The sequence below is a fragment of the Aeromonas sp. QDB17 genome (genome assembly GCF_027705305.1).
Classification (GTDB): domain Bacteria; phylum Pseudomonadota; class Gammaproteobacteria; order Enterobacterales; family Aeromonadaceae; genus Aeromonas; species Aeromonas caviae.
The window spans coordinates 21,685-35,068 of sequence record NZ_JAPDBP010000029.1 but is presented as its reverse complement, the minus strand read 5'-3'; the positions used below and the strand labels follow the sequence as shown (position 1 = coordinate 35,068).

The following is a 13,384-nucleotide window of genomic DNA, read 5'->3' as shown; positions in this document are numbered from 1 at the left end:
AGTTAACAAAATGTGAATAGCGATAACCACCAATGACATCGACACCAGTTGAATATCCTGTGGCGGCTGATTAAGGTGGAGGCCCCAGTCAAGGAGAGACAAGATGGACATAGTGGTACTCGGTGGTGGCGTGGTCGGTGTGACCAGCGCCTGGTATCTGGCCAAGGCCGGTCACAAGGTGACCCTGCTGGAGCGGCGTGACGGGGTGGCCCTTGAAACCAGCCATGCCAACGCGGGTCAGATCTCCCCGGGTTATGCTTCCCCCTGGGCTGCCCCCGGCATTCCCCTCAAGGCCGCCAAATGGCTGCTGCAAAAGCACGCCCCCTTCACGGTGCGGCCCACCTCGGACCCCTTCCAGCTGCGCTGGATGCTGAAGATGTTCGCCAACTGCACGCCGGCGGCCTATGCGGTCAACAAGGGGCGCATGGTGCGGCTGGCCGAGTACAGCCGCGACTGCATGAAGCAGTTGCGGGGCGAGCTCGCGCTCGACTACGAAGGGCGCCAGCTCGGCACCCTGCAACTGTTTCGCAGTCAGGCCCAGCTCGATGCCAGCCAGCGCGACATCGCCGTGCTCGAGGAGTACGGCGTCCCCTACCAGTCTCTGAATGCCGACGGCTGCGAGGAGGTCGAGCCCGCCCTGGCAAGGGTGCGTGGCAAGGTGGTGGGGGGCCTGCGCCTGCCGGGGGACGAGACGGGGGATTGCTTCCGCTTCACCCAAGCCCTGGCTGACGAGGCCCGCAAGCTCGGGGTGAGCTTCGTCTTCAACTGCGCCATCGACGAGGTCGAGATCGCGAAGGGACGCGCCGTAGCGGTCCGTGCCGGCGAGCAGCGCTTCCAGGCCGACGCCATCGTCTGTGCCCTCGGCAGTTATGGCACCGGCTTCCTGCGCCCCCTCGGAATTGAGCTCCCCGTCTACCCGGTCAAGGGGTACTCCCTCACCCTGCCGATGACGGATGCCGAGGGTGCCCCGCGCAGCACCGTGCTGGACGAGACCTACAAGGTCGCCATTACCCGCTTCGACGAACGGATCCGGGTGGGCGGCATGGCCGAACTCTCGGGCTTCAACCTGGCGCTCAACCCCAGACGCCACGATACCCTGGCCATGGTGGTGAGGGATCTCTTCCCCCAGGGGGGAAATCTGGAGCAGGCCACCTTCTGGACCGGGCTGCGCCCCATGACGCCGGACGGCACGCCCCTGGTGGGCCCAAGTCCCATTCCCGGGCTCTGGCTCAATACCGGCCACGGCACCCTGGGCTGGACCATGGCGGCAGGATCGGGCCAGTTGCTCAGCGATCTCATCTCGGGCAATACCCCGGATATCAGCGACGAGGGGCTCACCCTGGCCCGCTACGGCTAGCCCGCTGGGCGCAATGCCAGATGCAAGAGAGGGAGTGCCCGGCACTCCCTCTCTTTATTCGTCCCTCTTCGCCGGAACTAGGCCAGCCGGTGCCAGCCCCGGCATCGACTGCCAGACCCGGGCGGGGTCAGGCTCCTCAATGGCCGCCATCATCAGCTGCTCGCTCCAGCGTCTATGGAGTTGCCACAGCGCGCAGCCCGCCTCCCCCTGCCCCTTGGTGCACTGCTTGGCCACGTCCGCGGTCCGGTAGAAGTAGCGCACCAGGGTGGTGAGCTCGGGCTCGGGCCAGCGGCAGCCAAAGTGGCGCAGCCGCTCGGACCAGAACGCAATCTGGCGTCCCTCGTGCTCCTGCTCGACCCCGTGCAGGGCGGGGATGAGATCCATCGCCTGCCACAGCGCCCCATACCCGACGAAGCGTTCATCCAGTGCCTCCAGCGCCTCGTCCAGCAGCAGCAGGGTCTGCGGCCAGTCTACGGCCTGCTGCCTGATTGCCTCCTGCGCCTCGCACACCGCCGCCAGCCAGTCCAAGGCCAGCCGGCAGATGATGGCCTCCTTGTTGGGGTAGAGGTGGTAGAGCGACTTGATGCCCACCCCGGCGCGGGCGGCGATGGAGTTGGTGTTGAGGGCCGCAAACCCCTGCTCCTGCAACAGGGCCAGGGTGGCCTGCTCGATGCGGCTCGCCACCTCCTGGCTGCGCAGTTGCCTGGGTTGGCGCCGCATGCACAGCTCGGCCGGCAGCACGTGTTGTGACATTCTCTTCCCCCGATGCGGTGTTCCCCCCAAGGGGCGACTGGTTGTCATAACTACATGATGAGACAAGGTAAACACAAGTCAAAAAAAGTGCAGCAATCACTGGCATTTTTCAGAATAGCTGCAATAACCATAGGTGCTCATATCTGCAGTAAAAACTGCAATTAACCCAAGGAGAGCGCGCTATGGATAGCAAACACCCCAATCTCAGGCTGGGCGCCATCGCCCTGCTGCTAAGTGGCCTGCTCGGCTGCCAGCAGGACAGCAGTGAGCCACCGCCCGGCAACACCCTCTATCTCAACGGCAAAATCCACACCCAGGATGGGCAACGCAGCCAGGCCGAGGCCATGGTGGTGCAAGGGGGCAAGTTCACTTACGTGGGCTCCCGCGAGGGGGCCGAGGCCTTGAAGAACGGTGCGACCCAGGTGGTGGATCTGCAAGGGAGGATGGTGCTGCCGGGCCTGCACGACAACCACATCCACCTGCTCGGCACAGTTGCGCTTGATATGTGCGATCTGGACGGCCAGAGCGTCGACCTGGATCAGCTCGCGGCCAAGATCGGCGAATGCCTGCCCCGCTACGCCCCGGCCCCCGGGGACTGGCTGGTGGTCAACCAGTGGTCGCCCTATGACGGCAACACCCCGACCGCCACCCATGCCACCCTGCTGGCGGCCCTGGATGCGGCGGCGCCGAACAACCCCGTGATGCTGGCCGGGGTCGACGGCCATGCCGGCGGCTACAACTCCCAGGCGCTGGCGCTTGCACAGGACGAAGACGGCAATGTTGTCGGCTTCAATGCCACCACCCTGGCCCCGGGCGGCGTGTTCGAGGCCTTCATCCCCTATGTGGATCTGGTAACCGGCGTGATCCGGGACGCGGCCCGCAGCGCCATTGCGGTTCCCGACACCGGGGTGCTGAGCGCGGAGGGGGAACAGGCAGCGGCCCAGTATGACAAGATACTCCCCGCCATCTCCGAACTGATGGCGTCCCGCGGCATCACGGGGGTGCAGGATGCCTGCGCCAACGACTTCATCCGGGAGCGGCTGCGCAAGATGCAGGACCAGGATCTGCTGCACATGCGCGTCACCGCCGCCACCTGCTTCAACCAGGATGACTACAGCGGCAAGCTGGACATCGACGGGCACCTGGCCAAGGCGAACCAGGTACGCGACGCCTTCGCAGGCAACTCCCTCATCAAGGCCGATGCGGTCAAGATCTTCCTCGACGGCGTGCTGGAGGGGGATCCCTTCACCAGCCCCCCCTTCCTGCCCAATGCCGGCATGCTGGAGAACTACCACAGTCCCCATCTGGCCCTGGATCCCGCCAGCGGCGAGGTGAGCATCACTGCGGACAGCGAGGATGCGGGCAGCAACGGCATAGTCAACTACAAGGAGGCGGATCTGACGCGCTACGTCACGGCACTGGATGGGGCCGGGTTTGGCATCCACATGCACAGCATCGGCGATCGCAGCACCCGGGTGGCCCTCAATGCCCTGGAGGCGGCCCGCGCCAGCAACGGGAACAGCGGCATCCCCCACACCCTGGCTCACCTGCAGGTGGTGCATCCGGACGATCAGAAACGCCTCGGCGAGCTTGGCCTCTACCTCACCTTCACCTATGCCTGGACCACGCCCCAGCTTGCCTACGACATGCTGGTCAGCCCCTTCATCCAGCCAACCAAGGCAGGGCAGTCCCTGAGCGAAGCCATCTACGACCCCATGGGCTATCTCCATGACGCCCTCTACCCGGTCGAGCGTTCGCGCCAGGCCGGCGCCGTGCTGGTGGCGGGCAGCGACGCCCCGGTGGACAGCCGGGACCCACGCCCGTTCGCGAACATGGCCGCCGGCATAGTGAAGGCGGCCGGCAGCGGCGACGACTTCCGGGCCAGTCAGCGCACCTCCCTTGCCGAGATGCTGGCCGCCTACACCATCAACGGCGCCAGGGCGGTCCGTCAGGGCGACATCACCGGCTCCATCGAGGCGGGCAAGTCGGCGGACTTCATCGTGCTGGACAGGGACCTGTTCGCCCTGGTCAAGGCCGGCACCCCGGAACTGATCGCCGATACCCAGGTCGAGCAGACGGTCTTCATGGGGGAGACCGTCTATCCCAGACCCTGAATGACACGGGCCCCGCAAGGGGCCCGTTTCTTATGGCTCATTCTTATTGCTCACAGGCGTGCGCCTCCTCCACCTGACCCGGTTGCAGGGCCAGGGTGAACAGGGCCGCCACCATGTCGGACTGGGTGATGATGCCCACCAGCTGCTCCCCCTCCACCACCGGCATGTGGTGCAGCCCCCCGTCGGAGAAGGCCTCCACCAGATCGTAGAGAGGCTGGTAGCGCCGCGCCGTCTGCACCTCCCGGGTCATCAGAGCCGCCACCTGCTGCTGTTCAAGGGCCTCCTTCCCCCTCGGCTGGTGACCCGCCCGGTCGATCATCAGGTCGTGCAGGGTGATGATGCCGACCAGCCTCTCCCCCTCATCCACCACCGGCAGCGCCTTGATCTGGTGGTGGGAGAGCAGATGCCACGCTTCCATGGCGAGCGCCTGTGGCGTCGTCACGACGAGATCCCGCGACATCACATCCTGGCAACGCACCGTCCCCACTCGCCCCCGCAGGGCGTGAAGCTGGGCCTCCTGCAGCAGCTCCTGCAGATCCTGGCGGCTGATGTCCAGCAGTTCCCCGTGTTTTTGCAGGGCAAAGTCGATGTCCTGGGTGGCGAGCCGGGCGCTCGGCTGGGGATCCGCCGTCTGGTGGCGATTGGGCGCCGCCTTGCCGCCATGGGGATAACGACGCCCCAGGGCGTGGTTGTAGAGCAAGCCCAGACTCAGCAGCAACAGGGAGTTGAGCAGCACCGGCAGCAGCACGTAGCCGACCCCGAGCGCCCGGATCCCCTCGCCGCCGATGACGGCGGTCAGGGCCACGGCGCCGCCGGGCGGGTGCAGGCTGCGGGTGAGGAACATGGCGGCGATGGCCAGCATCACCGCCAGGGCCGAGGCGATAGCCATGTCCGGCAACAGGCTCGCACTCAATACCCCCATCAGGGCCGACACCCCGTTGCCCACAAGGATGGACCAGGGCTGGGCCAGGGGGCTGGCGGGGGCGGCAAACAGCAGCACGGCGGAGGCCCCCATGGGGGCGATGAGCCAGTGCACCTCGAGCCCCAGCCCCCAGCGGCACAGCAAGGCGGTGCCGAGCAAGCCGACGAAGGCGCCAAGGGCGCCGTAACAACTCTCTTTGACGCTGGTATTGGTCGATACCGGCAAAAAATCCCTGAACTGCATGGTGCTCCCGCGGACGATAACATTTATTTCAAATGCGCAATTCTAGCCACTTTCACCCGTCCCGCACCAGCACCCCGCTCCGCCATGGCCATCATCCGCACGCGTTTTCCCTTCTTAACATTGTCTTAAGAGTCCGCTGGCACCCTTTACGCCATCCCAACACTGGAGCCCAACGGTATGACTCACCTCAACGATGCCCTGCGCCGCTTCGACGGCCAACGCCGGGTCTGGACGGCGGGACTGGAGCGAACCCTGCTCGGCTGGCTTGCCAGTCGCAGCGCATTGCCGCCCTCTTCGCAGACACCCCGCCGGATCCTGGTCATTCGCAGCACCAACCGCATCGGCAACAACCTCTTCCTGCTGCCCTTCCTGCACCAGCTTCATCGCGCCCATCCCCACGCCGAGCTGGAGCTGGTGTGCAGCCCCGCCGCTCTGCTCCCCTTCCTGGCCGATCTGCCCCTGCGGCACATTCATCAAATCCGGTTGCAGGGCAGACACCTGCCGGGCGCCCTCTCGGCACTCTCGCGTCTGCGCCGCCAGCACTACGACAGGGTCTACGTCCCCTTCGCCTCCAGTACGGATCACTTCATCGCCGCCTGGGTACAGGCCCGTGAGAAATGCGGCTTCGACGATGGCCATGGGGATCTCATCTTCCCGCGTCCGCGGGCTGCGGACAGTGAGTGCCACTACGCCCACCAGCCCCTGCAACTGCTCGGCATACCGGGCAATCCGGCCGAACCCATCCCCCTTGGCAGCCTGTTGCAGGGGCCAAGCCCGGCCTTGAGTGCGCTGCGACGAGCCCATCCTGGCCGTCCTCTGATCGGCTTTTTCACCGGCGCTCGCAAGGGCAAGGGGCTCTCCCTGCCCCAGTGGCAGCGGTTGCTTGGGGATCTGCGCCGTCACAGCCCGGATGCCCTGCTGATCCAGCTCGCGGATCCCGCCGCCCCCGAGCACCCGCTCGGGGACGTGCACGTTTCCCTTGGCAACATGGGGGAGCTGGCCCGCTTCACGGGCGGCCTCTCCCTCTTCGTCAGCGCCGACACCGGTCCCCTGCACCTGGCTGCCGCCAGCGGTGTGCCCTGTCTTGGCCTCTTTACCCAGACCGACCCCGCCCGCTACGGGTGCCTGGGCGCCCAGCACCTCAATCTGGTGATCGAGGATCGCAATGCCATCCCCCTCGACCGCCAGTGGCTGGCCGAGGCGCTCGCAAGCGCCCCTCACCCGGTGACGATGTCGGTTTCCCCCACCCGCTACCAGCCCGCCTCCCGCCCCGCCCTGCTCCCCCTCTAGGGAGCGGCCATGCACAAAAAGAGGGAAGGCTGTCGCCTTCCCTCTCTCGTCTTGATGACACTCACCGGGCGCTCGTCCGGGTGAATGGAAGCCCTCAGGCCAGCTCGGCGCGCAGCGCCCGGGTGGCATCGACCATCACCTTCAGGGCAGCGGTGGTCTCTTCCCAGCCGCGGGTCTTGAGGCCGCAGTCCGGGTTCACCCAGAGCCGGTCCGCCGGGATTTGTTGCGCAGCCTTGCGGATGAGGTCTTCAATCCAGCCCTGGCTCGGTACGTTCGGCGAGTGGATGTCGTAGACGCCCGGGCCGATCTCGTTGGGGTAGTTGAAGCGCTCGAACGCTTCGAGCAACTGCATCTGGCTGCGGCTCGTCTCGATGGTGATCACATCCGCGTCCAGCGCCGCCACCGCCTCGATGATGAGGTTGAAGTCGCTGTAACACATGTGGGTGTGGATCTGGGTGCTGTCCACCACCGGGCTTGCGCTCAGGCGGAAGGCGCGCACCGCCCAGTCGAGATAGGCCTGGTGATCCTGCTTGCGCAGGGGCAGCCCTTCGCGGATCGCCGGCTCGTCGATCTGGATGATCTTGATGCCGGCGGCTTCCAAGTCAGCCACCTCGTCGCGAATGGCCAGGCCAATCTGCAGGGCGGACTGCTCGCGGCTCACGTCTTCCCGCGGGAAGGACCAGCAGAGAATGGTCACGGGGCCGGTCAGCATGCCCTTCACCGGCTTGTCGGTCAGGCTCTGGGCAAACTTCGTCCACTCAAGGGTCATGGGGGTCGGACGGTCGATGTCACGGGTGATCACCGGCGGCTTGACGCAGCGGGAGCCATAGCTCTGTACCCAGCCAAAGCGGGTGATGGCAAAGCCGTCCAGCAGCTCCCCGAAATACTCCACCATGTCGTTGCGCTCCGCTTCACCATGCACCAGCACGTCGAGCCCGATGGCCTCCTGGCGCTCGATGGCATCCTTGATCTGGGCCTGGATGCCCGCCTCGTAGGCCTGGTCATCGATGCGCCCGGCACGCCAGTCCTGACGCAGCACCCGGATTTCAGAGGTCTGCGGGAAGGAGCCGATGGTGGTGGTGGGCAGGAGCGGCAGCTTCAGATCCGAGCGCTGCGCGTCGGCACGCACCGGGTAGGCGCTCTGGCGATCGAAGTCACTGTTGGTCAAGCTGGCGAGGCGCGACTGCACCGCTTTCTTGTGAACCCGGCTGTCGGACTCCCGATCCACGATGGGCTGGCTGTAAGCCTCGATTTTGTCCAGGGCGCCACCGTCCAGGTAGTCGGACAGCAGCCCCAGCTCATAGCACTTTTGCAGGGCGAAGGCGAACCAGCTGCGGGTCTGGGGATCCAGCTCGTGCTCCAGGGTCAAATCCACCGGGCTGTGCAGCAAGGAACAGGAGGAGGCCACCCAGAGGCGCTCGCCAAGCTTTTCTTTCAAGGCCTTGAGGGTCGGCGCCAGCTTGGCCAAGTTGGCACGCCAGACGTTGCGGCCGTTGATGACACCCGCCGAGAGTACCCACTGGGCCGGCAGGTGCGGGACCAGGGTCTCGAGCTGCTCGGGGGCAGCCACCAGATCCAGGTGCAGGCCGTCCACCTTCAGACTGGTGATGATGTCGCGCTGATGGGCCACGGACCCGAAGTAGGTGGTGAGCAGCAGCTTGCAGGGGCCGCTCAGGCGCTCATATGCCTTGAGGTAGGCCAGGCGCCACTCGTCCGGCAGGTCCAGCGCCAGGGCCGGCTCGTCGATTTGTACCCACTCCACCCCCTGGGCCGCCAGTTTGGCCAGGATCTCCTGGTAGACGATCAGCAGGCGATCCAGCAGTTCGAGGCGGGAGAAGCCGCTCTCTTTCTCCTTGCCAAGCCAGAGGTAGGAGACGGGCCCCAGCAACACCGCCTTGACCGGCAGCCCAAGGGCCTTGGCCTCTTCCACCTCGTCAAAGAGCTGGCTCCAGCCCAGCTTGAAGCGCTGGTCACGGTAAAATTCCGGCACTAGGTAGTGGTAGTTGGTGTTGAACCACTTGGTCATCTCGGCAGCGGCCGCCGCCGGGCCGGTCGGCGCACGGCCACGGGCCACCCGGAACAGGGTGTCGAGGTCGGTGTCGCCGTGGCGGTGACGGGCAGGCACGGCGTCCACCAGCAGACTGGTACCCAGCACCTGATCGTACCAGGCAAAATCCCCCACCGGCAGCAGGTTGACCCCGGCGGTACGCTGGGCCTGCCAGTGGCGCTCACGCAGGCTCTTGCCCACGGCGACCAGCTCGGCCTGGGTGGTTTCGCCACGCCAGTAGGATTCGAGGGCAAATTTCAGTTCGCGCTTGGCGCCGATACGGGGAAAGCCCAGGGTGTGTGCGAAGGTCATAGGTTCCATTCCTTATGCTCGTTTATCTGATGAGGATCTGGATTGTTTGGCCATCCAGATGTTTACACATCCAAAATGACAAGATAAGGTGGCCTTGGCTATTGAATCCTCTTCAACTGGCTCTCAAGAATTTCTCAACTGACGCACAAAGGAGCAGTGCCATGGTCGCGCCCACCCCATCCAGCCCCCCTCAGAGCAGCAATCTGGGCATCGATCTCAAACACCTGAAGACCATCAGCGCCCTGGCCGAGCAAGGGTCCCTGGCCGGGGCCGCACTCACCCTCAACCTCACCCAGTCCGCCCTCTCCCACCAGCTCAAGGAGCTGGAGACCCGCCTCAATCTGGAGCTGTTTCTTCGAAAAAGCCGCCCTCTGGTGCTGACGGCGGCAGGCCAGCATCTGCTGGCCCTGGCCCGTCAGGTGCTGCCCGCCCTGGCCCAGACCGAGCGCCAGCTGGTCGCCCTGCACAGCGGTGAGGCGGGCAGGCTGCATCTGGCCCTCGATTGCCACAGCTGCATCCAGTGGCTGCTGCCGCTGTTGCCGGACTTTCGCCGCCAGTGGCCCGGCGTGGATCTGGAGGTGGAGTCGGTGCCGGGTTTCGATGCCATCAGTGCCCTGCTTGGCGGCCAGCTCGATCTGCTGCTCACCTCGGATGTGCAGGCCCGCGGGGATCTTCACTTCGAGCCGCTGTTCGCCTTCGATCTCACCCTGGTGATGGCGCCGGATCACCCCCTCTGCCAGCAGCGGCGCATCGCACCGGACGATCTGCGGCCGGAGGTGCTGCTGGTCTATCCGGTGGAGCGGGCGCGCATGGACGTGTTCAGCCGTTTCCTGCAACCGGCCGGGGTGGAGCCCGCCCGCTGCAAACCGGTGGACAACACCTCTGTCATGCTGCAGATGGCCGCCGCCGGGCTCGGGCTCGCCGCCCTGCCCCGCTGGGCCAGCGAGGAGTTCGTGCGCCAGGGCCTGCTTGAGGCGCGCCCTCTCGGGGAGGGCATTCGCCGCCACATGTATGGCGCCGTGCGCGCCGCCGACAAAGATCAGGCCTGCCTGCAGAGCCTGTTCGAGCGCATCCGCACCCGGATGGCGGCCCAGTAAGCCGGACACAAAAAAGCCGCCAGGATCAGGCGGCTTTCATCACGGGTTGCCCGCGCAGACGAAGAGTCGGGCATCAGCACTCGTCACCCCTCGCCCCACCCTGCCTTCGCGGGCAGTTGCCACAAAGCTCCCCATCCCGGCGCTTGTAGTGCAGGCAGCAGCGCTGGCGCACATAGCCCGGGAAGGCTTCGTCCCGGGGCAGCCCCGCCTCGCGCCAACCCGTCAGATGTGCCGACGGCAGGCCACAGGATTCAAGCCAGAGGGGGGCATGGGCCCTCACCTCCTCCCGACTCACCTCCCCGAAGAAATCGGGCACCCGCACCAGGGCCGCCAGCAGATCGTCCGCCAGGAGCGGGCGCACGAAACCGGGGCGCAGCCGCTGCGCCGTCCCAAGGAGGGAGAACAGCCCCTGCCAGTGCGCCTGGAGTCGCTCCCCGGCCGTCTTGATCAACACGCCGACCTCCCCTCTGATCATGGGCTCGGCCGGCAGGGTAAAACCCGACACCACGCCGGCCTCATGCCCCTGTCCCAGCCTGTCGAGGGCAGGCACGGCCTGATGGCGATAGACGGCCACCATGGCGAGATAGATGGATTGCCAGCAGAGCATGCCCCAGCTGCGGGTGAGCCAGTAGGCGGGCCCCGCCTCCGGGTGTGCCTGCTGCCAGTGCGCATGGAGGGCTGCGGCCACCTCGGCCGACGTCGCTCCGGCGGCATCCGTCAGTGGCGGGCGCACGTCACCGACCGCCACCAGGTTCCCCTTGAGGGACGGGATCAGGCTGGCCGCCGCCGCGAACAGGGCCTGGTGATCCGAGACGAGGGCGCGTTCCGCGTCCGCTTTCTCCCGGCCAAGGCCGCGCGGCACACCGCGCCCCCTCTCCTCGCCCATTCGTTGAAAGGGCCCCGGGCGCGTGCCGGGGCGCAAGGTCAGAATGCGTATTTGAGTCGCGCCTCCACGCTTCGTTCGGCCCCGAACCAGCAGTTGTTCTGGTCGTAGCAGGAGTAGTAGGTCTTGTTGAACAGGTTGCTGGCGCCAAGCGATACCCCCATCCCCTTCAGGCTTGCGCTGAGGGCGGCGAGATCGTAGGAGGCGGACATGTCCATCAGGAGGTAGTCCGGTACCTTGTCGGTGTTGGCGGCATCCATCTCGGCCTCCCCCACGTAGCGCAGGCCGGCGCCCACTCGCATCCCCTCGAGGTTGCCGCCGGGGTAGTAGTTGCTCCACAGCGACGCCATCTGTCTGGGGACCCAGACCGGCGTCTTGCCCTGCAGCGTGGTGGTGTCACGCGTGATCTCCATGTCCATCAGGGTGTAGTTGAGGGCCAGATCCAGCTGGCTGGTGAGATCGGCTCTCCCCTCAAGCTCGATGCCCCTGGAGACCGTCTCCCCGGTCTGCAGCTTGGGCCCGTAGACATTGTCCGGATCCGTCACCAGGGCGTTCTTCTTGGTGATGTGGAACGCCGACAGGGTCGCCGTCTTGCTCATGTCGTCGGAGAGGAACTTGACGCCCCCTTCCCACTGATGACCGGTTGCCGGTTTGAACGCCTGGCCCTGCTTGTCCGCCCCCGGCACCGGCTCGAAACTCTCGGCATAGCTCGCATAGGGGGAGAAGCCGCCATCCAGCTCATAGAGGGCGCCGACGCGGAAGGAGAGGTTGTCCTGATCGATGTGGGCCAGGGACTGGCTGTCCGCCCCCTGATAGAGGGTCCGGCTGTCGGTGTCCATCCGGTAGCGGTCGTAGCGGGCGCCGCCGATGGCCACCAGCCGATCGAGGCGCACCTGATCCTGCAGATAGACGCCGGTCTGGGACTGACGGATCACCTTTTTATCCTGGTAGTTGAAAGTGAGTGCCCCTGGGACTATCTGGCTATGGTTCGGGTTGAAAATGTCGATGCTGGGCGCCGAGTAGTCGAGGGTATCCCGGTAGAGGATATGGGCATCCAGGTACTGGTAATCGACCCCGAGCAGCAGGTTGTGCTGGGCAGAGCCCGTCTGTACCTTGCCCGCCAGCTGGTTGTCGATGACAACGCCCCGGGACTCTTCATCGGTGAGATAGGCGTTGCGGGCCAGGGTGCGGTTGTCCGCCGCCAGGGCCGCGTTGTAGGTGTTGCGCTGATAGGCGGACGCATCCATGTAGCGGGCATTTTGCAGCACCTGCCAGCGCTCGTTGAAGTCGTGGCTCAGCTTGTAGCCCAGCAGGGTCACATCCCGGTTGTACTCGTTCCAGTTCTCGTCACCAAGGAAGGTGTCGCTGCCAAGCTGCCCCAGGGGGTTGGACTTGGCCGAGCCGCTGGCGGGCACGGTGGTGTAGATGCCGGCCTCGGGATCCTTCTGGTAGTAGAGGTTGAGGTTCAGCAGGGTGCGCTCGCCGAGCTGCCAGTCCAGGGACGGCGCAAAGACGTAGCGCTCCTCCTTCGAGGTCACCGCCTGGCCATCCTTCTCCCGGGCCAGTCCCACCAGCCGATAGGCAAGCTGCTCGTTGATGGCACCGGTGCTGTCGAGGGTCATCTCCTTGAGGGTGCCCGTGCCGGTCGCCACGCTCACGTTGTGCTTGCTCTCCCGCTGGGGGCGCTTGGCGATGAGGTTGACCATGCCGCCGGGGGGCATGCTGCCATAGAGCACCGATGTCGGCCCCTTGAACACCTCCAGCTGCTCGATGGCCACCGGATCGATCTGGGGTTGCAGGTTCCAGTCGTTGTACTGGAGCAGCAGGCCGTCATAGAAGTTCTGGTAGTTGTCAAAGCCACGGATGTTGAACAGATCCAGCCGGTTGACCGCCCCGCCCCGCAGCTCGGTGTTGACGCCGGGCACGTAGCGCAGCGCCTCGCTCACCGAGCTGACGCCGCGCAGCGACAGGGTCTCCCCATCCACCACCGAGATGGCCTGGGGCGTCTCGATGGGGTCGAGCCGGGTCTTGGTCGCGGTGTTGCGATAGGTCTGGCCGAGCACGGTCAGGGTCTCGTCGGCGGTGGCCGTATCCTGGCTTTCGGGTGTGGCGGCCTGTACAGAGCCTGCCAACAGGGTGGAGATGGTCACGGCGACCAGGGTCAAAGGGGGGTGAACAAGCTGCATCTGATCCTCGATTACTTACTGCATATGAATAGTAACAAATATCATTTGCATTTTATTGTTCTATTTTGCCCCGATATTAACAATTTGGGGCATGTTGGCGGGGAAGCGGGGAAAGCGAGGGTGGCAGGCACGCCATCTGCTATCGGAGGCAACATGGCAACGCCGTCGAGGCTCTCTGAG

General features: G+C 65.5%; 9 protein-coding genes. 4 read left to right on the top strand and 5 right to left on the bottom strand.

Translation table 11 applies throughout. The features are described 5' to 3' along the window. The first annotated feature begins 103 nt into the window (after positions 1–103). Positions 104–1,357, top strand: a complete 1,254-nt coding sequence (locus tag OKC41_RS19155) for a D-amino acid dehydrogenase (protein WP_042882483.1) — start codon at positions 104–106, stop codon at positions 1,355–1,357. A 54-nt stretch (positions 1,358–1,411) separates the two neighbouring features. On the opposite strand, the gene OKC41_RS19150 is transcribed toward OKC41_RS19155, so the two are convergent. Continuing rightward, complete coding sequence (locus tag OKC41_RS19150) at positions 1,412–2,110, bottom strand: TetR/AcrR family transcriptional regulator (RefSeq protein WP_270672280.1); 699 nt, start codon at positions 2,108–2,110, stop codon at positions 1,412–1,414. Positions 2,111–2,292: 182 nt separating this feature from the next. Between OKC41_RS19150 and OKC41_RS19145 the strand changes: the two genes are divergently transcribed. Continuing rightward, on the top strand, positions 2,293–4,224 hold the full coding sequence (locus tag OKC41_RS19145; RefSeq protein ID WP_270672279.1) for an amidohydrolase: 1,932 nt from the start codon (positions 2,293–2,295) through the stop codon (positions 4,222–4,224). A 43-nt stretch (positions 4,225–4,267) separates the two neighbouring features. Here OKC41_RS19145 and OKC41_RS19140 read toward each other — a convergent pair whose 3' ends face one another. Continuing rightward, positions 4,268–5,389 (bottom strand): HPP family protein, encoded by a 1,122-nt coding sequence (locus OKC41_RS19140; protein WP_201893791.1) that lies wholly within the window; start codon positions 5,387–5,389, stop codon positions 4,268–4,270. A 177-nt stretch (positions 5,390–5,566) separates the two neighbouring features. On the opposite strand from OKC41_RS19140, the gene OKC41_RS19135 reads away from it, so the two are divergent. Then, positions 5,567–6,679, top strand: a complete 1,113-nt coding sequence (locus tag OKC41_RS19135) for a glycosyltransferase family 9 protein (RefSeq protein ID WP_201893790.1) — start codon at positions 5,567–5,569, stop codon at positions 6,677–6,679. 94 nt (positions 6,680–6,773) lie between these two features. Here OKC41_RS19135 and metE read toward each other — a convergent pair whose 3' ends face one another. Then, the gene (metE, locus tag OKC41_RS19130; protein WP_039041274.1) at positions 6,774–9,038 is read right to left on the bottom strand and encodes a 5-methyltetrahydropteroyltriglutamate--homocysteine S-methyltransferase; all 2,265 of its coding nucleotides are present in this window, start codon (positions 9,036–9,038) and stop codon (positions 6,774–6,776) included. Positions 9,039–9,199: 161 nt separating this feature from the next. Here metE and OKC41_RS19125 point away from each other — a divergent pair, with 161 nt between their 5' ends. Continuing rightward, positions 9,200–10,135 (top strand): LysR substrate-binding domain-containing protein, encoded by a 936-nt coding sequence (locus OKC41_RS19125; protein ID WP_039041273.1) that lies wholly within the window; start codon positions 9,200–9,202, stop codon positions 10,133–10,135. A 73-nt stretch (positions 10,136–10,208) separates the two neighbouring features. Here OKC41_RS19125 and OKC41_RS19120 read toward each other — a convergent pair whose 3' ends face one another. Both OKC41_RS19120 and OKC41_RS19115 read right to left on the bottom strand, forming a co-directional pair. After that, entirely contained in the window at positions 10,209–11,021 is an 813-nt protein-coding gene (locus OKC41_RS19120; RefSeq protein WP_201893789.1) for a siderophore ferric iron reductase, read from the bottom strand. A 38-nt stretch (positions 11,022–11,059) separates the two neighbouring features. Further along, positions 11,060–13,204, bottom strand: a complete 2,145-nt coding sequence (locus tag OKC41_RS19115) for a TonB-dependent siderophore receptor (protein ID WP_201893788.1) — start codon at positions 13,202–13,204, stop codon at positions 11,060–11,062. Positions 13,205–13,384 lie beyond the last annotated feature (180 nt).